This window comes from Paenibacillus nicotianae, assembly GCF_042681745.1.
GTDB classification, from domain to species: Bacteria; Bacillota; Bacilli; order Paenibacillales; family Paenibacillaceae; genus Saccharibacillus; species Saccharibacillus nicotianae.
The window spans coordinates 2,055,122-2,076,784 of sequence record NZ_JBHUGF010000010.1 but is presented as its reverse complement, the minus strand read 5'-3'; the positions used below and the strand labels follow the sequence as shown (position 1 = coordinate 2,076,784).

The window sequence follows — 21,663 nt, the reverse complement described above, 5'->3', positions numbered from 1 at the left end:
ATTATGAAATTCCAGTATACTTTTCAAAAAGTTGTTGATATCAAATCGAGTGCAAAAAACCAGGCAGAATGGCTACTATCTTCAGCGCTGGGAGAACTACAAGCACAGGAACAAACATTAGATCAACTGCTGGAAGATCAGAGTCGCACGTTGGAAACGATTAATCAAGCAATTGAAAATAGAGCACCTATTTCTGAATTGCAAGATTTACAGCGTTACGTCGTTTATCTAGACCAATGCATATCGCGCAAAATTGTTGATATTCGTGAAGCTCAAGTAGAAGTAGAGCACAAAAAACTTCATTTAACTGAAAAAATGGTGGATGAAAAAGTATGGCTACAAGCTAAAGATAAAGCAAAAACTAAATTTACTCATGAATATATGGTACGTGAACAAAACGATCTCGATGAAATGGCTACAGTACGTTATGTAATGAACTCCAAGTAATATATACACCAAACTATACCTGCATGACGCTAATAAGAAATAAGCATGTTTTGATCAAGGAGGTTTACCGTGGCTAAAAAAAGTCCAGAAATGGAAGTAGAAAAGGAATCAGGTGGAATGGGAAGATTCCTTTTTATTGCTACTCCAATTCTGTTTACCCTTGTGTTAGTAGGCGTAATCGTTATGTTATTTAACGTAGATTTACGCAATAGTATGTTTAGTACACTAGACAAAATTCCTATAGTGAAAAATTGGGTGCCTTCTGCCGATAAAGGTAGTAGTACTACTGCAAGCACTACTCAATCAGAAAGCGATAGTGCTACAGTAGACAAATTAAAAAAAGAACTTGCTGCTTCAAAAGCAACCCAAGAAGAACAAGCTAAAGAAATTGATACTCTTAAAAAGAATGCTACAACAAATACAAATGGAACATCAACCACACCGGCAACGACTGGAACCACACCAGCAACTACAGGAACGACAACAGGTACAGGTACTACGAGTACAGGCACATCAACACTTAATGATTATCAAAAACAAGTTAAAAATGTTGCGAAAATATATTCTAATATGAGTTCTTCCAAAGCAGCAGCCATTTTGCAAAATATGACTACACCTCAACAAGTAGAAATATTAAATGCAATGAATGCAACAGATCAAGCAGGTATTTTGCAAAAGATGGATGCAAAAGTTGCTTCAGTGACTTCATTGGCTTTACAAAACGCTACAACGACAGTAGCACCTACACCAGCTTCATCTACTACAAGTTCTAAGTTAGATGATCAAGCATTGGCTCAAACATTTACCAGTATGCCAGCAGCTAGTGCAGCAGACTTATTACTGCAAACAGCTAAAGGTAGTCAGGCTAAAGTATTGAAAGTCTTAAATACAATGGATGACACTACAAGAGCAGGAATTTTATCTGCAATGTCTACTAAAGATCCAGCAGCGACAGTAAAAATTATTAATCAGTTGATGTCAAGTAACTAATAATGATAAGAACAGTCGGAAGCATTTCCTATTGTAGGGCTATAGGTCACAGTTGGGAAGTCTGTCTTATTAACCTTTTCCTTAAAGGAGGTGATAATAAATGAGTATGATACTTCAAAACTTATTAGGCAGTGCAGGCGCAACGACGGCAACCAAAGCATCAGGTACGAATGCAGCTGCGACTCCAGGATTTAATCAAGCTCTTGTACAAGTAATGGGGATAAATGGTACACCAGCTAATCCACTAGCTCAAACCGCTTCTGGAATTATGGGTACTGCTGCTTCTTTATTAGAAACACTACAGGCGATGATTTCTGGTGGTCAGCAATCTACTGATGTTACAGGTGAGGGCACAGATGGAGAACAGGTTGAAAAAGTAGGTAAACTTCTAGATGACTTGTTAGACAAATTGCAAGATATGGACCAGGCGATTACAACCGATCCTGCTCTTGTTCAATCATTACAAGGTTGGCTAACACAAGTTCAACAAGTTTTATCTGGTTCTTCAGAGCAGACTCCTTCTACAGATGGAACAGAAACACAAGATGTAACAGCTTCTAACGTTTTAAATGCAGGTCAAGAAGCGATGAATCATTTAGCTAAAAACCCGGAAACACTTCGTTTTGCAGTTGCAGATGCGGTAACGCAAATCGTAGATACTTTGCAAGCAGTCAAAAATGGTACACAAGCTGCTAATCCCGAACTTGAACAATTGCTAACAGGATTACAAACGATGTTGCAAAAGGCAAGTAACAAAACACCGGATAGTGTAACTACTGGAGTGAATAATCAAGGAGCTATTATCACAGCACCTAAAGATGAAGCCAAAGCAAATACGGCGGCACAGATTACAGTAGTAGACGAAACGAAAAAAGCTGCTGAACAAGGTGCGGTACAAAGTATTGTTCAAAATGCTGCAAAAGATGCAAGTGGTGAACAAGCAGCAACATCTGATCAATCCGATGAACAGCCTGAACCAGTAGTAATGACTGTAGGACAATTTGCAATGCGTGCTGAAGCTGCTCCAACAGCTAAAGTTATAGTGCCAACGACTACAGTAAATATTCAGAATTTTCCAGATGAAATGAGCAAATTTATCGTTAACAAATTAGATGTTCAACAAGTAAAAGGAATGTCTGAAGCGACTATTTCTTTAAACCCTGAAAACTTGGGTCAAGTGGATGTCAAAATTACGATACAAAATGGTCAAGTATTAGCTCAATTTGTGACTGAAAAGCATATGGCTAAAGATATGTTAGATCAACAAATGTCTCAATTACGTTCAGCTCTTCAATCTCAAGGGCTTCAAGTCGAAAAACTAGAAGTAACACAAAGTTCTTCATTACAATCACAGATGTATAACGGCGGACAAGGATTTGGTTCAAGTGCAGGTCAACAACAATCCGGACGACGTTCTAACGGAAGAGAAGACCAGAATGATGATGCAATCCTTGCTGTTGAATTGAATGGCGAATTGAAAGAATGGCGTGAAGAAACAAAAGCAGCTACAGCATCGGGCACTATGAATTACGGTAGTACGTATGTAGCGAAAGCATAAACGAACGGAGGTGAATACAATTGCCAGATGTAATATCAACATCAAATATGTGGCCTAATTATTCAACAAGTAATGTACAAAAAGCAGCAGCGACAAGTAAAAGTGAACTAGGTAAAGATCAATTTCTAACGATCTTAGTCGCTCAATTAAAAAACCAGGATCCAATGTCTCCTATGGAGAATACAGAATTTATCGGACAGATGGCTCAGTTCTCCTCACTAGAACAATTGATTAATATCGGTAAAAAAATTGATTCTGTAGGTTCATCTGTAGATAATTCACTTGGAGCTTCTTCACAATTGATCGGTAAAAAAATCACGTGGCCTGAAGAAAAAACGGATAGTGCAACAGGTGAGAAAACAACAACGTATCAATCAGGAGTTGTTGGATCAATCGTTCTCAAAGCTGGCGTGCAATATGCGCAGGTAGGAGAAAATGCTGTTCCGCTTAGTATTATTGCTATGGTAGAAGCAGCAAATGCAACGACAACACCAACCAAAACAGATACAACAACGCCTACACCAGCGACAACAACACCATCAGGCGTAACTGAGACACCAACAGCACCCGTAGAAACAACAACACCAGCTACAACAACTGAACCAGAAGCAACAACGCCTACTACAACTACTGAAGAAACAGCTACTCCGTCTTCAGGAGAACAAGCAAGTACGCCTACAGAAGCAACACCGGTAACACCAGAACCTGCAAAGGATACAACAACGCCAGCTAGTGAAGAAGGTTCATCATGAGTGGCCCTATCCAAGTAGGTCAGTTATATCCGACTAATCTTAATTCAGGTCTACTGGGACGTACCAAAAATGTAAGCAACGAAACGTCAACATCTGACTTTCAAAATATTTTAGATAACAAATTACTCAAGTTCAGCAATCATGCTTCTAAACGATTAGAGCAGCGAGGAATAGAACTTAGTGCAGATCAGTTAAAAAGTGTAAACCAGGCAATAGATAAAGCCGCTGCCAAAGGTGCTAAAGAGTCACTGATACTCATGCAGAATAGCGTTGCTTTAATAGTGAATGTACCCAATCGGACCGTTGTTACCGCCATGGATGGCAAATCAATGAAAGATAACGTTTTTACTCAAATCGACAGTGCCGTAATTATATGATTGCTGACTGGACCATCACTGGAAAGTCAGGAGACTAGCCGACCGACTGAAGCAGTCTCAACCCACTAATTGAACATCCATAGGAGGAAACACAATGTTAAGATCTTTATATTCAGGAATTTCAGGTATGAAAGGCTTTCAAACAAAATTAGATGTTATTGGTAATAATATTGCCAATGTAAATACAGTAGGTTTCAAACAATCTCGCGTTATGTTCCAAGATATCTTGAGCCAAACGGTTAAAGGAACATCAGCTCCAACAGATACTGCTGGTGGTGTCAATGCTCAACAAATCGGGCTAGGTAGTTCTGTATCTTCTATCGATACTCTTCACTTAGCAGGTAGTGCACAAACAACAAACAACCCAACAGATTTACGTCTAGATGGTGATGGATTCTTTGCTGTTAAATTATCGGCAGATCAAGAGACGCCTTATTTAACACGTGCAGGGGACTTTCACGTTGATGCTAACCGTAACCTTGTAACTTCTGATGGTGCTTATGTAGTCGATAGTGACGGCGCTCCTGTAGTCGTTGGAGAAGAAGCAACTTCATTTACTATTCAGCAAAATGGTCAATTATTGTATACATTGGCTGACGGTACAACAGCTACCGGGCAAACTTTGGGAGTTGCTAAAGTTACTAACCCTGAAGGTTTGGAAAAAATCGGAGGTAGTTTGTATCGTGTAACACCAAATGCGATTACTGATGGTGCGATCGAATTGACTACAGCTAATAATGCTGAAACAGGTACAGGTTCAATCGTAGCCGGTCAACTTGAAATGTCTAACGTTGATTTGACAAGTGAATTTACAGAGATGATCGTAGCACAACGTGGTTTTCAAGCGAACTCTCGTATTATCACAACATCTGATTCTATTCTTGAAGAGATTGTTAACTTGAAACGATAATTAATTAAAGGTTCGAGAAGGATAATCCTATCCTTCTCATCCTTTTGCTGTATAAGGACATTTTTTGAGGAGGGGCAAAATGATCCCTGTAACACGATTGAATGGTTCACCAATGTGGCTTAACTCGCTATTAATCGAGATGATCGAAGAAACACCTGATACGTATGTCACATTAACTACAGGCAAGCGAATTATCGTTTTAGAAAAAGCAGATCAATTAAATAAGCTCATCCACGAATACAATAAAAGTATAGGTACACTTACAGGCACTATTAAAGTGCAAAATATGGAGGAATTATCATGAAAAAGTTACTACCTTGGATCGTTAGCGGGGTATTAGCAGTAGGATTAATCGGTGTAGTTGCATATTTCTTGATGGGGAATATGTTTGGAGAAAAAGAGCCGGTAAGTGCAGCGGCTGCTGCAGCAGCAGAAAAAGAAGCATTGTCTAAAATGACAGCTTCTGAAATTGCAGATGTTTCTTCAACTATCGATGATATTAAAACGAATTTGGGCGATCCTTCATATGTAGTTAATATGAGTTTCTCTTTTCAACTTCAAGATGCCAAAACAAAAGAAGCTTTTGAATTGATTAAAGATTTGAAAGTGAAGCCTTTAATTATCAAAACACTTGCTGATACTAACCCAGATGCTTTGAACGGAGCAAAAGGAAAAGATGCTCTTAATGATAAGTTGCTTAAATTGATTAACAGTTCTCTTCCAGAAGACGGAGGTAAAGTTGTAGATATTGAGATCACTAATTTTATTGTGAGTGCGATTTAATCTTGGAATAAGATGATTCTCATTATAAATAAACTAGCAAGGGGGGTGAGATTATGGTAGATGTATTATCCCAAAATGAGATAGATGCTCTTCTAGCAGCACTTTCTTCCGGTGAGATGGATGCAGAAGAACTGAAAAAAGAAGATACGCAGAAAAAGGTTAGAGCATATGATTTTAAGCGGGCTGTCCGTTTTTCTAAAGATCATATTCGAAGTTTGACAAGGATTCACGAAAACTTTGCCAGATATCTGACAACCTATTTTTCTGCTCAACTTCGTACTTTTGTTCAAATTAGCGTTGTACAGGTAGAACAGCTTCCTTATGATGAATTTATTCGTTCTATTCCTAAAATGACGATACTTAATATTTTTGAAGCTGAACCACTTGAGGGTAGAATGGTTATGGAAGTTCATCCTAATATTGCTTATGCGATGTTAGACCGCTTGCTTGGTGGTGTAGGAAACGCTCCTTCAAAAATAAATGCGTTGACAGAAATTGAAACAACTATTATCGAACGAGTGTTCAGCCGTACATTTGATAGTTTGCAAGAAGCTTGGAAAACCGTTATCGATCTTTCACCAAGAATGGAAGCACTAGAGACAAATCCTCAATTTATGCAGATTGTCTCACCCAATGAAACGATAGCCTTGATCTCACTAAGTACCAAAATCGGGGATACGACAGGAATGATTAACTTATGTATTCCTCACGTCGTTATTGAACCAATCATGACCAAACTATCTGCGCATCACTGGTTCGTTTCTCAGAAAAAAGAGCCTGCTCCTGAAGAGGTAGAAGCTCTACAACATCGTGTAAATCGTGCTACATTACCTGTTATTGCAGAATTGGGAGAATCCAATTTATCTATTCAGGAATTTATCGGGTTATCGATCGGCGATGTCATTTCATTGAACAAACCGGTACATGATGCTTTATCGATTAAGATTGGTAACAAAGTTAAATTTATTGGTAGTCCGGGTACTGTAAAAGACCGGGTAGCTATCCAAATTGATGAAATTGTGAGTGAAGGAGTGGAAGAATTTGACGAGTAAGGATTATTTGTCACAAGAAGAAATCGACGCTTTGCTGAAACAGTCTGCAAGCGATGAAGATACTTCTTCGTCATCGTCTGTCAAAACGGTAGACGACTTTTTGACTCCTATGGAGCAGGATGCTCTTGGTGAGATTGGTAATATTACTTTTGGTAGTGCAGCAACAGCATTATCTACACTACTTGGACAAAAAGTAGATATTACCACTCCGCAAGTTGGAATTATCACACGTCCTGAGTTTGAAAATGAATTTCCAAAACCACATGTTGCTGTTCATGTTGAATATGTAGATGGGTTTCAAGGTATCAATTCATTAGTTATTCAAACAAGAGATGCGCAGGTAATCGCTGATCTGATGTTAGGCGGCGAAGGAGATCCGAAAGACGAAGAATTAAATGAGATTCATATTAGTGCTGTTCAAGAAGCGATGAATCAGATGATGGGTTCTTCTGCAACTTCAATGTCTACTATTTTTAACCGCTTTGTTAATATTTCACCACCAGGAATTGATATCCTTGATGTAAGCAATGATCAAGGAGTAACAATGCTTCCTAATGATGAAACATTAATCAAAATCTCATTCCGACTTTTGATTGGTGATTTGATTGATTCTACAATTATGCAGTTGTTGACAGTCAAATTTGCTAAATATATGGTAGATATATTAATTAATGGAGGTGTTGAAGAAACTGTAGCCGAACCAGAAGTTCCAGTCGCACCACCAGCACCTACGGCTGCCGTACCACCTCAACAGGCTCCACAGCAACCCGTTGCACCGCCTGCTATGCCACAACCTGGTATGCAACCGGATTATGGCCAACAGCCTCCATATGGAGCGCCTGAACAACCATATCCACCATACCCGCCGTATCCGCAGTATCCACCCGGGTATGCGATGCCGCCACAGCCTTATCCACCACAGGCTCCACAGCATTACGGTGGTATGGCTGGAAGAGAGGTTAATGTTCAACCAGTTCAATTTGCAAACTTCCAATCACCAGCGCCAACAAACATGGATGAAAATAATTTGAACTTATTGATGGACATACCGCTCAAAGTAACCGTAGAATTAGGTAGAACCCAAAAGCAGATTAAAGATATCCTCGAATTGTCTCAGGGCGCAATTATTGAACTAGACAAATTGGCAGGTGAACCAGTAGACATCCTTGTAAATAACAAACTAATTGCCAAAGGCGAAGTGGTTGTTATTGATGAAAACTTTGGTGTTCGTGTTACGGATATCATCAGCCAATGGGACCGCATTCAAAAAATACAATAATGATCATTTAGGGAGGATTTTAAATCAATGGCAAACCGAATTCTTATCGTGGACGATGCAGCTTTTATGAGAATGATGATTCGAGACATTTTGAGTAAAAACGGATATGAAGTAGTGGGGGAAGCACAAGATGGCTCACAAGCTATCGAGAAATTCAAAGAATTGCGTCCTGATTTAATTACTATGGATATCACAATGCCTGAAATGGATGGTATCGCTGCTCTTAAAGAAATTAAAAAGCTTGATGCAGCTGCAAAAGTAATTATGTGTTCTGCGATGGGTCAACAAGCAATGGTTATTGATGCAATTCAAGCAGGAGCTAAAGATTTTATCGTTAAACCCTTCCAGGCTGACCGCGTTATCGAAGCTATTAGCAAAACGCTTGGCGTGTAGGAGATTATTCCCATGTCAGGTGAAACAGCCACAATGGGAGGAACAGGCGATTATTTCCTAAGCATAGTCTGGGTTATAATCGTCTTGGCTGTAATTATAGCGCTCATTATTGTATTGCTTAAATTTCTTGGCCGCAAAAGTCAAACCTGGTTATCACGCCGTGCAATACGCACAATCGGCGGGGTAGCAATGGGACCTAATAAATCATTACAAGTTATTGAAATTGGTAGCAGTATCTATCTAATTGGTGTTGGAGATGATATTACTTTAGTAGATAAAATCTCTGATCCTGAAGAAGCGATGCTGATTATCAATTCATTTCAAACAGAAGCGGTGGAGCAGAAAAATATTCTTTCTCCACTAATCTCCAAAATCAGTGAAAGATTTCGTCCGAAATCAGATGTACACGAAGAGGAATTAGGAGAAACAGAAGCTTTTCAAGAAGTTTTTGAAAGTAAGCTACGTCAAATTCCAAATCGCAAACAGAAGATGGAAGAGCTGATGAAGGAGGAAAACTCTACAGATCGGTCGAGGGATTCATGAAAAAAAAGCTGATTATAACGCTCGTACTGCTTTTTATCGTTAGTCTGACATCTGTAAGTTCAGCATTTGCCACTGCCGATCCGATACCTAATATTGATATTCAGATCGGCAATGATAGTGGCTCAGGAGATGCAGCGCCAGCAACTAGCTCGTTATCTATCCTGTTGCTGCTTACCATTATCAGTGTTGCGCCAGCATTTTTGGTTTTAATGACCAGTTTTACACGTATTGTTATTGTGCTCAGCTTTGTCCGGACGTCGCTCGGGACTAACCAGATGCCTCCTAACCAGGTATTGGTGGGGCTGGCTTTATTTTTAACTATTTTTATTATGTCGCCGGTATTATCGACGATGAATCAAACAGCGCTTCAACCGTATTTAAAAGGTAGTATCACACAGACGGAGGCTTTGAAAGCTGCTGAAATACCAATTAAAGAATTTATGTTCAAACATACACGTGAAAAAGATTTACTTCTTTTCCTCAATTACACTGGTGCAGAAAAACCTAGCAATATCCAAGATATTCCGCTTACGGTTATGGTGCCTTCTTACGCAATCAGTGAATTGAAAACAGCTTTTCAAATGGGCTTTATGATTTTCATACCGTTTTTAGTTATTGATATTGTAGTCGCCAGTGTACTGATGGCGATGGGTATGATGATGCTACCACCGATTATGATTTCATTACCTTTTAAAATTTTACTGTTCGTTCTTGTAGACGGATGGTATTTGGTCGTTAAGTCCCTCTTACTCAGCTTCAATTAGCGAAGTTAGAGATGTTCCTAATTAAGGGAGGTTAATCATGAGTTCGGAGTTTATCATCGGTATGGCGGGACAGGCAGTGTATACAGTACTCAAAGTCAGCGCACCGATGCTTGTACTTGGACTTGTAGTCGGTCTATTAGTAAGTATTTTTCAGGCGACTACGCAAATTCAGGAGCAAACGCTTGCCTTTGTACCTAAAATCGTGGCTGTTATGCTTGCACTTCTGCTATTCGGTCCATGGATACTGAGTGTTTTAGTAGATTACACGTATAATATTCTCGACAATTTATACAAATATGTCGGTTAGGCTGATTGCTTATGGAGATGTTACAGCAAAGTTTTCCTGTTTTTTTGCTTGTTTTTTGTCGAATGATTGCTTTTTTTGTAGTTTCACCCGTCTTTTCATCAAAAGGGGTACCAAACACATTTAAAGTAGGTATGGCTTTTTTTATCTCGCTTCTGATTTATTTGATCAAAAGCACAACTGTGACTGTATCGGAAAGCCCTGAAATTTATGTTCTACTGGTTATGAGAGAAGTCATGATTGGCTTGATGCTTGGATATGTCGCATATTTGATGTTTACTGTTATACAAATGGCTGGTGCGTTTATTGATATTCAAACAGGTTTTGGTATCGCTAGCGTACTTGATCCATTAACAGGTGCATCTTCACCTTTGTTCGGTAATTTGAAGTACATGATTGCTATGCTTTTATTTTTAAGTATGAATGGTCATCATTACTTGATTCAGTCAGTACTTTATAGTTACGACTGGATTCCGATTGATTCAGAGATCATGAGTAAAATGATGGATGGTTCTATGAGTGAGTTTTTGATACGAACATTTAGCAATTCGTTTTTGATTGCTTTTCAAATGGCTGCTCCAATTGTAGTAGCAATGTTTTTAACAGACGTAGGACTTGGATTCCTTGCACGTAGCGCACCACAATTTAATATTTTTGTTATTGGTGTACCTGTAAAGATTATTCTTGGTCTCTTTATGTTAATGCTGTTAACTCCAAGTTTTGGTTATCTGTTTGAACATTTGTTTGGTCAATTATTTCAAGCAATGCAATCGTTTTTAAAAGTAGTAGGTAACAGACCACAATAAACTTCATTTGGAAGGAGGTTGTGAATTGGCATTCAGATTACGGATCAATCTGCAATTATTTTCTGGAGAAAAAACAGAAGAAGCAACATCTCAGAAAAAACAGGAAACTCGTAAAAAAGGTCAAGTTGCCAAAAGTATGGATATACCTGGTTCTGCTGTATTGCTAGGTGGATTATTTTCTTTGATGATGTTTAGCAGTTTTTTTATGAAACGAATTGAATGGCTATTCACAGATTCTTTTCTACATCGTTTATCTACAGATGTTACCGTTGCTAATATTATGCAGATGCTAGGTCAATATGCGATACAAATTATGTTATTAGTATCACCAGTATTCGGAGTAGTCGTGGTACTTGCTCTGGTTGCCAACTATGCACAGGTTGGATTTTTGTTAGTTGGAGAACCGATACAGCCTAAATTCAGTAAGCTTGATCCTATTAAAGGGTTTAAAAATATTGCTTCTATGCGCTCGGTTGTTGAGTTTTTAAAATCAATATTAAAACTTTCGGTAATAGGATATTTAGTCTATCAGACGTTATCCGGTGCTTCTCATGAATTATCCAAAACAGCATTTATGTCTGTAGAAGCGATACTTCATTACACAGCGGGATTAACGATGAATTTGGGAATCAAAGTAGGGGTAGCTTTAATGGTACTTGCTATTTTTGATTATATGTATCAGAGGTATGAACATAATAAAGGTATACGGATGTCCAAACAAGATATTAAAGATGAATATAAAAAAGTGGAAGGGGATCCGTTGATAAAAGGGAAAATTCGTGAAAGACAACGCCGAATGGCGATGCAGCGAATGATGCAGGACGTTCCCAATGCTGACGTTATTATTACTAACCCGACTCACTTTGCTGTAGCTTTGAAATATGACAATGGTCAGATGGCTGCTCCGCAAGTGATCGCAAAAGGACAAGATTACGTCGCCCTGCGAATAAGAGAACTAGCTAAACAGCATGGAGTTATCGTGATGGAGAATAAACCACTTGCAAGAGCGTTATTTGCTCGAGCAGAAATTGGAGATTCTATTCCTGGAGATCTATTTCAAGCGGTAGCCGAAGTTCTTGCTTATGTGTACAAAATGAAAGGCAAAACAAAGTAAACCAGGGGATCGGAGGGCTGGATAGCATTGAAAACTAAAGATTTGGTTGTGCTTGCGGGTGTCATAGGAATTGTTATGATGATGATTCTACCGATCCCGACATGGCTACTCGATATATTGCTAATTATAAATATTTCCCTGGCAATGATTATTCTTCTAATTGCAATGAATACGAAAGAAGCATTAGAATTTTCTATTTTCCCAGCTATGTTGCTAATCACTACATTATTCCGGCTGGCTTTGAATATATCTACAACAAAATTGATTTTAGGACAAGGAGATGCCGGTTCTGTTGTTGCTACATTTGGTAGCTGGATCGCAGGCGGACAAATCGCTATTGGATTTGTAGTTTTCCTTATTCTTGTGGTTGTACAATTTATCGTTATTACCAAAGGTTCGGAACGGGTAGCAGAAGTTGGAGCCCGTTTTACACTCGATGCTATGCCTGGTAAGCAGATGAGTATTGATGCAGATTTGAACGCAGGTCTAATCAATGAACATCAAGCTAGAGAACGTCGTAGCAAAATCGAACGCGAAGCCGATTTCTACGGAGCTATGGATGGTGCGAGTAAATTTGTTAAAGGGGATGCTATTGCGAGTATTATCATCCTCTTAATTAATCTAATTGGTGGATTTATTATCGGGATGACTGTTCACGGAATGGCATTCGCTGATGCACTTTCAACGTATTCTGTTTTAACAATTGGTGATGGTCTCGTGAGCCAGATTCCAGCATTGCTTATTTCCACAGCCGCTGGTCTGATTGTAACCCGCGCTTCTTCTGAGGGTAACTTAGCAGATGATATCACTTCCCAACTATTCTCATATCCAAAATTGTTATACATCGTAGCAGGAGTAATTACACTGTTAGGTATTTTTACACCGATTCACTTTATTACAACATTCCCACTAGCAATTCTGTTGGTGCTTGCCGCTCGTAAAATGCAGTCGAATCTGGATCAAAAAGTGGTTGAAGCAGAACAACAACAAGAAGAACAACAAATTGAAGAAGTACGTAGCCCCGAAAGTGTTATCAATTTATTGCAAATTGATCCGATTGAATTTGAATTTGGTTATGGTTTAATTCCTCTTGCCGATACACAACAAGGAGGAGATTTATTAGACCGTATCATTATGATTCGTCGTCAATGTGCATTAGAACTAGGTCTTGTGGTACCTGTTATTCGTATTCGAGACAATATTCAATTAAAACCGAACGAATACGTGATCAAAATTAAAGGAAATGTAGTAGGTGGCGGTGAATTACTACTAAATCACTACCTTGCTATGAGTCCTGGGTTTGATGATGACTCGATTACTGGTATAGAGACTTTAGAACCAGCCTTTGGATTACCAGCACTATGGATAGATGAATTAACGAAAGAACGGGCTGAATTATCAGGGTATACCGTTGTTGATCCACCTTCTGTAGTAGCGACTCATTTAACAGAACTTATCAAAAAACATTGTCACGAATTATTAGGTCGTCAAGAAACAAGAGCATTGATTGACAACTTACGTGAAAACTATCCTGTGCTTGTAGATGACTTAATTCCTTCTGTGTTAGCAGTAGGGGATATCCAAAAAGTATTTGTCAAATTGCTAAGAGAAAAAATTTCTATACGGGATATGGTTACAATATTCGAGACACTTGCCGATTATGGAACATATACCAAAGATCCAGACGTATTAACTGAATATGTGCGCCAAGCTCTATCCCGACAAATTACGCAGCAATTTACAAGCCAGGGTGAAACACTACGTGTGATTACAGTAGGACCTAATCTGGAGAAAAAGATTGCCGAAAGTGTGCAGCAATCTGAACAAGGAAGTTATCTGGCACTTGATCCGGTATCAACCCAATCGATGTATCAAAAGATGAACGAACAAGTGAATCGTTTATTACAAATGGGACAACAACCGATCGTTTTGACTTCGCCAGCGATACGCATGTATCTGCGCCAAGTGATTGAACGCACGATGCAGGATATTCCAGTTCTTTCTTACAGTGAACTTGAACCTAACGTTGAAATTCAAAGTGTCGGGGTGGTGAACTTATGAGGGTAAAACGATATATCGTTGATACAATGCCCGATGCGATGTTAAAAATTCGAACTGATCTTGGTAGCGATGCTGTAATTTTAAGTACCAAAGAGCTTAAAACAGGTGGCTTTCTAGGTATGTTTCAGAAGAAAAAGATTGAAGTGATTGCCGCAGTAGAAAAAGAGCAAGCTTCTGAACCAGCCAAAGCGCAGCCGGAAACGATTATTCCGGCTGCATCGCCTGTGCCTAAACGTGTAGTACCAGATGCCTATCGCAAATCAAGCGAAGCTTTTGCTGAATCGATGCGCCAAGCGCTTGCTGGAGAACCAACCAATTCATCAGAAGGTAACTCGGTAGCTTCTCCAGTACCGACTCCATCATTCAATCCGTCTGTACCGGAAATTCCGCAACCAACATTACAGCATGTTCCATTCGTACCTGAAGAACCTGCACATCGGGTCTCAGAATATAATGGATTATCCGATGGACTTCAACAAGAAAAGCTGTTTGAAGAATTGCGTGAAATGAAAAAAATGATGGCTGAATTAAGCCGCGAAAAAGAAATGGCAGCATTACCAGAATCATTGATCGAAATCGCAGACCGTCTGAAAAAACAAGGTATACAACAAGAACTGCTGGATACCTGGTTAAGTGAAGCGATGGGACAGTTTCCAGCTCCTGAATTAATTACTACTGTAGATGCCAAAGCAGCTATGAAATTTCAGATCGAACAGTTTACGCAATCACGCATAGGTGGAGGTATCAATACTTCCACCAAAATTGTATACGTCGCAGGTCCTACTGGAGTAGGTAAGACGACTACAATTGCGAAGCTGGCTGCTGAACAGTTATTCAAATATAAACGCAAAGTAGGTTTTATTACTTCGGATACATATCGTATCTCGGCAGTAGAGCAGCTTAGAACCTATGCTTCTATTTTAGGAGTTCCTTTAGAAGTGGTTCAATCTCCCGGAGATTTGCAACGCTCACTACAACGTTTAGCTGAATGCGATCTGATTCTAATGGATACAGCAGGACGTAATTACCGCAATGAATTACTTGTTTCTGAATTGCAAAGTTTGTTGGCTCCTTTGGAAAATAGCGAGACGTATCTAGTGTTATCATTCACTTCCAAAACAGAAGATATGAGAACGATCACAGAACATTTCAGCAAATACCCATTGGACAAAGTTATTTTCACCAAAGTAGATGAAACAGGAAGCTATGGTGCATTATTTAATCTTCTTCAAGAATATCCATTACGATTATCGTATATGACTAATGGACAAAATGTACCTGATGATCTGTTAATGCCAAGTCCCGATTTTCTCGCTAATCTATTACTTGGAGAGATATTGCCATGATGGATCAAGCCCAATCATTAAGAAATTTGATGTCGTCTAAAACGGTGCAGCCTCCTCCAACAGAACCGCGCGGTGCAAAGTTTATTACAATCACCAGTGGTAAAGGCGGAGTAGGGAAATCGAATTTCACGCTTAATTTTGCGCTTGCACTTCAGCGGTTAGGGCGGAAAGTATTGGTGTTTGATGCCGATATTGGAATGGCGAATATCGATGTACTGATGGGTGTACGATCTAAATTCAATTTATCTCATCTGCTTAGCGGAGAGAAACAGATCAACGAGATTATTGAAAAGGGAGCAGGATCATTACCTTATATTGCAGGTGGATCAGGACTTTCTTCGTTGTTCTCTTTATCTGATAAAGATTTGATCTATTTTACAGATCAGATTCAGAAAGTCGCCACAGACATGGATTATATTCTTTTTGACACCGGCGCAGGTTTATCGAAAGAAACACTACAATTTATCATGTCAGCTGACGAATGTATTGTAGTAACTACTCCTGAACCTACTTCGATTACAGATGCTTATGCATTGATCAAAGTGGTACATGGTATGGAGGAAGATGTATCTTTCAAATTAGTAGTAAACCGGGCTGAAAACGAAAAAGAAGCGGTACAGACTTCAGACAAAATAAGATTGGTTACTAGCCGCTTTCTGAACTTGGAAATTCCTCTTCTGGGATTTGTAAGTGACGATTCTCATGTTAGTCAATCGGTAAAAAAACAAGTTCCTTTTTCTATTTATTCTCCAGGATGTCTTGCTTCTAAAGATATTCAACATTTGGCTCAACGCTACATGGTTGCACCAAACGCAAGTTCAGAAGGAACCTTAACAGGAATCAAGGGATTTATGCAAAAATGGCTCAAACGGACTAAATGATTCTGTAGGGAACAGAGGTGCTGATAATGGCAACTTATAAAATATTAGTTGTTGACGATTCTCCTTTTATGAGAAAAATCATTTCAGATTTAATTGAGACAGATCCTCTGTTTCAAGTAATAGATACTGCAAATAACGGGCGCGAAGCTGCTAAAAAAGTAGTCGAGCTTAAACCCGATGTTGTTACAATGGATGTAGAAATGCCAGAAATGAATGGTCTGGAAGCACTAAAAATTATAATGTCTCAGCGTCCTCTGCCGATAATTATGTTATCAGGCATTAATGAACAGGGTATGCGAGAAACAATTATGGCGCTGGAGAACGGAGCTTTTGACTTTATCCGTAAGCCTTCAGTCAGTAATTCGCAAGATATTGAAGAAGTTGGGCAACAATTACGCAGACAACTTCATACCGCTGTTCATGCACTGGAAAGAAACCGTAAACGGGCTGAACAAAAAAACATGGCGGCTGACGTTGCTCCGTCGCCATATCTGCAAGACAGTCAAGAGCTGCACAAAGAAGGGCAACAACCTTCTACAGAGCCTCAGGCAGCACCTTCTGAGAAAAAACTATTAAAACGCGACGCTGACAAACGTCTGGATCAAGGTCGTCCAGAGCGTTTTCAGGTCAAACCTGCACCACAGACTCCAAACAAAAATGTACGTCCTTCACGTCCAGAAGTATCAACAGACAAACAAGCGCAAGATAAACGTACAGTAGCTCCTAAACCTGCTGATACACGTCCTGTGTCTAAGCCATCTTTTGTTACTGGAACACCGGCTAAAAAGCAACCGGACATTCCAACCAAACCTGTTCGCGAAGAAGAACCAAAACGAACAAAACCGGTTATTACTCCACCGGTAGCTCCTGTTTTCAAAAAAGAAATCGAAAAACCAGTAATACCTTCTTCACCACCAACGGCTCCGCCTGCGTTAAATCGCCCAGCAGCCGTTGAACGCAATACAGCTCCTTGGCGTCAATTGGTAGCAGTTGGATGCTCTACCGGCGGTCCTAGGGCGCTTAAAAGCTTGCTAGAAAATATTCCGGCTAACTTCCCGGCTCCGATTGTGATTGTTCAGCATATGCCGCCGAATTTTACACGATCTCTGGCACAGCGTTTGAACAGTTTAAGTCGTATTACTGTTGTTGAAGCAGAACAGGGAATGGTTCTTCAAGCAGGTACAGCTTATATTGCTCCAGGTGGCTATCATATGACAGTCACTCGTAGCCAAGGAAGTTACCGAATACAGCTTTCACAAGAACCACCACGTAATGGACATCGCCCTTCAGTGGATACGCTTTTTGCCTCTATCCAACCTTTTACCGATCTACAGCGTCATGCTGTATTAATGACTGGTATGGGAAGCGATGGCGCAAGAGAAATGAAAAATTTATATGATAGCGGTATAAACTCTACAATCGCAGAAAACGAAGATACCTGTGTAGTGTACGGGATGCCGCGGTCGGCTGTAGAGCTTGGATGTGTAAATCATCTGCTCCCACTGCCAGAAATTGCGCCTAAACTTATACAAATCGTTAAATAGTTTACAACAAGCTATATGCTATCTTATGGAGGAGGTGTCTCACGGTGGACATGAATCAATATTTAAACATGTTTATTGATGAGTCGAACGATCATCTACAATCGTTGAATGAAAAAATGCTGGAATTGGAAAGCAGCCCGGCTGACCTTGGGATTGTCCAAGTGATTTTCCGTTCAGCACATACGCTTAAAGGTATGGCTGCAACAATGGGATTTGAAGATTTAGCAGCTTTGACGCACCAAATGGAAAATGTACTTGATTTGGTACGTAATGAAAAATTAGCTATGCAAGAATTTATTTTCGATACATTATTTAAAAGTTTGGATGCTTTGGAATCTATGGTTCAAGACATTACGCAGGGTGGAGAAGGTAAAGCGGATGTAACAGCAATCGTAGAATCTCTGCAAGCGATTGTACGCGGAGAAATGACGCCTGCTCCTACTACACCGGCAGCACCAGTAGCTGCTACGCCAACACCATCTGCTACTCCTGCTGAAGTTGTACAAGAGAGCAAAGGAATCCAATTGGATGAGTTCCAGCAATCTGTGATTGAACAATCAATGTCTGAAGGTCACCAAGCGCTTTATGTTGAAGTCTTTATTCGTGAAGATTGTCAATTAAAAGCGGTTCGTGCATACATGGTATTCGATATGTTAGAGCGTTTCGGTGAAGTGATCAAATCCGAACCTTCTACACAAGATATCGAACAAGATAAATTTGATCGTAGCTTCTCGCTTTATTACATTACGCAAAAAGATGAAGCTGAACTCCAAACAATGATTCTAGGCGTATCTGAGATTGAAAATGTAACAATGATGCGATTAGATGCAGAATCTTTAAGAGAAATGTCTGCTACAGCGGCTAAATCAGCTCCAATTGCTGCTGAAATCGTACCTGTAGAAGCTGCACCTGTTGCTTCAGCTCCTGTCGTTGAAGATACCAAAGCAGTAGCAGCGCCACCAGCAAAAGCAGCGGCTAAAACTGCTGTAGCTGCTCCATCTCGTACAATCCGCGTAGATATCGATCGTCTGGATGTTCTTATGAACTTGTTCAGCGAATTGCTAATCGATCGTGTACGTCTAGAGCAATTGGCTAGTGAAGTCAAAGTACCTGCATTAACCGATGCTGTAGAGCATATGGGACGTGTAAGTAGTGATTTGCAAAATATCGTACTGAAATTGAGAATGGTTCCGGTAGACACAGTATTCAACCGTTTTCCTCGTATGGTTCGTGATTTAGCCAAATCGTTAGACAAAAAATTAGACTTGATTATCACAGGTGCTGAAACCGAGCTAGACCGCACAGTTATCGATGAAATTGGTGATCCGCTGGTGCATTTATTGCGTAACTCAGTTGACCATGGTGTTGAGCCGATTGCAGATCGTATTGCAGCAGGTAAAGACGAAACTGGTGTTGTTAGACTAAGCGCATTCCATAGTGGTAATCATGTATTTATTGAAATTGAAGATGATGGACGTGGTATTTACCGCGACAAGATTCTTCAAAGCGCAATTAAAAAAGGCGTGGTGACTCAAGAACAATCGGTCACAATGAAAGATGAAGAAGTATACCAACTTCTTTTTGCACCAGGATTCAGTACAGCAGAAGTAATCTCTGATATTTCTGGACGTGGTGTAGGTCTAGACGTGGTTAAATCCAAAATTTCATCACTTGGTGGACATGTAACGGTATACTCCACACCAGGTAAAGGAACCAAGTTCTCTGTACAACTACCACTAACATTGTCCATTATCTCAGCAATGTTGATCCGCGTAGGTTCGGAGAAATATGCGATTCCATTAACTTCGATTGTGGAAACAGGCATTATCAAATCCAAACAGGTACGTGATTTGCATGGTAGTCAATTAATTCCTTATCGTGAAACGCATATTCCGTTACTTTCACTCAGTCGTGTATTCGAAGTTCCAGACTTTGATGAGCGTGAAGAGGAAGAAACAGAGATTGTTGTTATCCGTAAAGGCGACAAACTAGCAGCACTAGCTGTTGAGAACTTCATTGGTCAAAACGAAATCGTTCTGAAAAGCTTGGGCAAATATCTTCCAGATATTCAAGGCGTTTCAGGAGCAACGATTCTTGGAGACGGCCAAGTGGCTTTGATTATTGATCCGAATGCATTTATCAAGTGATGTAGTTTATAACAAGGAGGATTTACCATGGCAGAAGATATAAAAGTTATTGTTTTCAAACTTGCAAAAGAAGAATACGGTATTGAAGTAGATAAAGTACAAACGATTGAGCGTATGTTACCAATCACGCGTGTACCTAAAACATTTGATTTTGTAAAAGGTGTTATTAACTTACGCGGTGTGGTTATTCCAGTTATCGATCTTCGTGGACGTTTTAACCTTCCAGAAAATGAATATAACGATCAAACACGTATTATCATCGTAGAGGTAGATACAACACAAGTTGGATTTATTGTAGATTCGGCTAACGATGTAGTCGATTTAGATCGTGGACGTATTGAGAAACCGCCAGAAGTTGTAGGCGGAGTAAAAGCAAGATATCTTGATGGAGTTGCTAAGCTGGACGAAGAACGGCTGCTGATTATGCTTAACCTTGCTGAAGTCTTGAACCGAAGCGAAGTCAGTCAACTAGAAAATATCGAGGATTAAGCGTATGAACCTTTTTGGTAATCTTGAAGGGTTCAAAATGGATGTTCTAAAAGAAGTAGGGAATATAGGGGCAGGCAATGCAGCCACTGCCCTTTCCCAGCTTTTAGATAAACCGATTGATATGGCAGTGCCCAAAGTTCAAATTCTACCGTTTGAAAAAATCGCTGATAAAGTTGGCGGCCCTGAACAAATCGTTCTTGCTGTTTTCTTTCGTGTAGAAGGTGAAGCACCAGGCAATTTGTTTTTTATTCTAACTCCTGAAGCGGGTAAAGGATTGCTTCACCGCTTAGCAGGGATTGAAGCTAGTGACGAAGAATTTTTTAATGAGATGGAACAATCTGCACTTTCAGAAATTGGAAATATTTTAGCAGGTTCGTATTTGTCCTCATTAGCAGACTTTACACAACTTTCTATGACACCTACGGTGCCTGGACTCGCAATGGATATGGCAGGTGCTATTTTAAATTATGGTCTGATCCAATTCGGAGAAATGGGCGACGATGCGTTGTTGATCGATACAACGTTTTTAGAAGGAAAAGACGAAGTGGAAGGGCAGTTTTTCTTGATTCCGGACCCTGAATCTTTTGATAAAATTTTCAAATCATTAGGAGTTCCATTAACTGATGATTGAAGAGCAAAATATTGTTAAAGTGGGTATGGCGGATTTAAACGTCGTGAAAACATCCGGAATTATTCGAACGACGGGACTTGGTTCTTGTGTGGGCCTAACGCTATACGACAAAAACATTCAACTTGCAGGGATGGCTCATGTGATGCTTCCTTCATCGGATATTGCTAGAGACGGACAATTGAATATAGCAAAATACGCAGATACTGCACTTCCAGAACTGGTTCGCAAAATGACTGGGCTTGGTGCTTCACGCTCAAGATTGGTTGCTAAAATGGCTGGTGGTGCTCAAATGTTTAATTTTTCTAGTGGTGGTGATCACATGCGAATTGGTCCTCGTAATGTGGAAGCATGTAAATTGTTTTTAGAAGAATACAAAATTCCATTGTTAGCAGAGGATACTGGCGCTAATTACGGACGAACGATAGAAATGGATTGTATTTCTGGGATTTTGTTCATAAGAAGTGTACAAATGGGTAAGAAGGAATTATAGCC

24 protein-coding genes are annotated in these 21,663 nt (G+C 39.8%); all 24 read left to right on the top strand.

Annotated features, from left to right (window positions below):
* The first annotated feature begins 3 nt into the window (after nucleotides 1-3).
* The 24 genes from fliJ to ACFSGI_RS13060 all read left to right on the top strand — a co-directional run bounded on the left by fliJ (nucleotide 4) and on the right by ACFSGI_RS13060 (nucleotide 21,661).
* A complete protein-coding gene (fliJ, locus tag ACFSGI_RS13175) occupies nucleotides 4-447 on the top strand; it encodes a flagellar export protein FliJ (RefSeq protein ID WP_204824575.1) in 444 nt (147 codons plus the stop codon).
* Nucleotides 448-516: 69 nt separating this feature from the next.
* Nucleotides 517-1,437: a magnesium transporter MgtE N-terminal domain-containing protein gene (locus tag ACFSGI_RS13170; RefSeq protein WP_204824574.1), complete on the top strand. Its 921-nt coding sequence runs from the start codon at nucleotides 517-519 to the stop codon at nucleotides 1,435-1,437.
* Nucleotides 1,438-1,537: 100 nt separating this feature from the next.
* On the top strand, nucleotides 1,538-2,995 hold the full coding sequence (locus ACFSGI_RS13165; RefSeq protein WP_204824573.1) for a flagellar hook-length control protein FliK: 1,458 nt from the start codon (nucleotides 1,538-1,540) through the stop codon (nucleotides 2,993-2,995).
* 20 nt (nucleotides 2,996-3,015) lie between these two features.
* Nucleotides 3,016-3,747 (top strand): flagellar hook capping FlgD N-terminal domain-containing protein, encoded by a 732-nt coding sequence (locus tag ACFSGI_RS13160; RefSeq protein ID WP_379283403.1) that lies wholly within the window; start codon nucleotides 3,016-3,018, stop codon nucleotides 3,745-3,747.
* Nucleotides 3,744-4,124: a TIGR02530 family flagellar biosynthesis protein gene (locus ACFSGI_RS13155; RefSeq protein ID WP_204824572.1), complete on the top strand. Its 381-nt coding sequence runs from the start codon at nucleotides 3,744-3,746 to the stop codon at nucleotides 4,122-4,124. The genes ACFSGI_RS13160 and ACFSGI_RS13155 overlap by 4 nt, the downstream gene beginning before the upstream one ends.
* A 94-nt stretch (nucleotides 4,125-4,218) precedes the next feature.
* Nucleotides 4,219-5,034 carry a flagellar basal body rod protein FlgG gene (flgG, locus tag ACFSGI_RS13150; protein ID WP_204824571.1) on the top strand — a complete coding sequence of 272 codons (816 nt, stop codon included), beginning with the start codon at nucleotides 4,219-4,221 and terminating at the stop codon, nucleotides 5,032-5,034.
* A 79-nt stretch (nucleotides 5,035-5,113) separates the two neighbouring features.
* Complete coding sequence (locus tag ACFSGI_RS13145) at nucleotides 5,114-5,338, top strand: flagellar FlbD family protein (protein ID WP_204824570.1); 225 nt, start codon at nucleotides 5,114-5,116, stop codon at nucleotides 5,336-5,338.
* Complete coding sequence (locus ACFSGI_RS13140) at nucleotides 5,335-5,817, top strand: flagellar basal body-associated FliL family protein (RefSeq protein WP_204824569.1); 483 nt, start codon at nucleotides 5,335-5,337, stop codon at nucleotides 5,815-5,817. The genes ACFSGI_RS13145 and ACFSGI_RS13140 overlap by 4 nt, the downstream gene beginning before the upstream one ends.
* Nucleotides 5,818-5,870: 53 nt before the next feature.
* Complete coding sequence (gene fliM, locus ACFSGI_RS13135) at nucleotides 5,871-6,869, top strand: flagellar motor switch protein FliM (protein ID WP_204824568.1); 999 nt, start codon at nucleotides 5,871-5,873, stop codon at nucleotides 6,867-6,869.
* Entirely contained in the window at nucleotides 6,859-8,148 is a 1,290-nt protein-coding gene (gene fliY / locus ACFSGI_RS13130) for a flagellar motor switch phosphatase FliY (protein ID WP_204824567.1), read from the top strand. Before fliM ends, fliY begins: the two co-directional genes overlap by 11 nt.
* A gap of 27 nt (nucleotides 8,149-8,175) precedes the next feature.
* The gene (locus ACFSGI_RS13125) at nucleotides 8,176-8,541 is read left to right on the top strand and encodes a response regulator (RefSeq protein ID WP_069327372.1); all 366 of its coding nucleotides are present in this window, start codon (nucleotides 8,176-8,178) and stop codon (nucleotides 8,539-8,541) included.
* Nucleotides 8,542-8,553: 12 nt separating this feature from the next.
* A complete protein-coding gene (locus ACFSGI_RS13120; RefSeq protein ID WP_204824566.1) occupies nucleotides 8,554-9,084 on the top strand; it encodes a FliO/MopB family protein in 531 nt (176 codons plus the stop codon).
* Nucleotides 9,081-9,848 carry a flagellar type III secretion system pore protein FliP gene (gene fliP / locus ACFSGI_RS13115; RefSeq protein WP_204824565.1) on the top strand — a complete coding sequence of 256 codons (768 nt, stop codon included), beginning with the start codon at nucleotides 9,081-9,083 and terminating at the stop codon, nucleotides 9,846-9,848. The genes ACFSGI_RS13120 and fliP overlap by 4 nt, the downstream gene beginning before the upstream one ends.
* Before the next feature lie 37 nt (nucleotides 9,849-9,885).
* On the top strand, nucleotides 9,886-10,155 hold the full coding sequence (fliQ, locus tag ACFSGI_RS13110; protein ID WP_069327369.1) for a flagellar biosynthesis protein FliQ: 270 nt from the start codon (nucleotides 9,886-9,888) through the stop codon (nucleotides 10,153-10,155).
* A gap of 11 nt (nucleotides 10,156-10,166) precedes the next feature.
* The gene (fliR, locus tag ACFSGI_RS13105; RefSeq protein WP_204824564.1) at nucleotides 10,167-10,958 is read left to right on the top strand and encodes a flagellar biosynthetic protein FliR; all 792 of its coding nucleotides are present in this window, start codon (nucleotides 10,167-10,169) and stop codon (nucleotides 10,956-10,958) included.
* A 25-nt stretch (nucleotides 10,959-10,983) separates the two neighbouring features.
* Entirely contained in the window at nucleotides 10,984-12,072 is a 1,089-nt protein-coding gene (gene flhB, locus ACFSGI_RS13100; RefSeq protein ID WP_204824563.1) for a flagellar biosynthesis protein FlhB, read from the top strand.
* Nucleotides 12,073-12,099: 27 nt separating this feature from the next.
* The gene (gene flhA / locus ACFSGI_RS13095; protein WP_204824562.1) at nucleotides 12,100-14,133 is read left to right on the top strand and encodes a flagellar biosynthesis protein FlhA; all 2,034 of its coding nucleotides are present in this window, start codon (nucleotides 12,100-12,102) and stop codon (nucleotides 14,131-14,133) included.
* Nucleotides 14,130-15,479, top strand: coding sequence for a flagellar biosynthesis protein FlhF (flhF, locus tag ACFSGI_RS13090; RefSeq protein WP_204824561.1), 1,350 nt, complete (start codon nucleotides 14,130-14,132; stop codon nucleotides 15,477-15,479). Before flhA ends, flhF begins: the two co-directional genes overlap by 4 nt.
* Nucleotides 15,476-16,360 carry a MinD/ParA family protein gene (locus ACFSGI_RS13085; RefSeq protein WP_204824560.1) on the top strand — a complete coding sequence of 295 codons (885 nt, stop codon included), beginning with the start codon at nucleotides 15,476-15,478 and terminating at the stop codon, nucleotides 16,358-16,360. Before flhF ends, ACFSGI_RS13085 begins: the two co-directional genes overlap by 4 nt.
* A 26-nt stretch (nucleotides 16,361-16,386) precedes the next feature.
* Nucleotides 16,387-17,904, top strand: coding sequence for a protein-glutamate methylesterase/protein-glutamine glutaminase (locus ACFSGI_RS13080; RefSeq protein ID WP_204824559.1), 1,518 nt, complete (start codon nucleotides 16,387-16,389; stop codon nucleotides 17,902-17,904).
* Nucleotides 17,905-17,948: 44 nt separating this feature from the next.
* Nucleotides 17,949-20,051: a chemotaxis protein CheW gene (locus tag ACFSGI_RS13075; RefSeq protein ID WP_204824558.1), complete on the top strand. Its 2,103-nt coding sequence runs from the start codon at nucleotides 17,949-17,951 to the stop codon at nucleotides 20,049-20,051.
* 27 nt (nucleotides 20,052-20,078) lie between these two features.
* The gene (locus ACFSGI_RS13070) at nucleotides 20,079-20,540 is read left to right on the top strand and encodes a chemotaxis protein CheW (RefSeq protein ID WP_204824557.1); all 462 of its coding nucleotides are present in this window, start codon (nucleotides 20,079-20,081) and stop codon (nucleotides 20,538-20,540) included.
* 4 nt (nucleotides 20,541-20,544) lie between these two features.
* Complete coding sequence (locus ACFSGI_RS13065) at nucleotides 20,545-21,171, top strand: chemotaxis protein CheC (RefSeq protein ID WP_204824556.1); 627 nt, start codon at nucleotides 20,545-20,547, stop codon at nucleotides 21,169-21,171.
* Nucleotides 21,164-21,661 (top strand): chemotaxis protein CheD, encoded by a 498-nt coding sequence (locus ACFSGI_RS13060; RefSeq protein ID WP_204824555.1) that lies wholly within the window; start codon nucleotides 21,164-21,166, stop codon nucleotides 21,659-21,661. Before ACFSGI_RS13065 ends, ACFSGI_RS13060 begins: the two co-directional genes overlap by 8 nt.
* Nucleotides 21,662-21,663 lie beyond the last annotated feature (2 nt).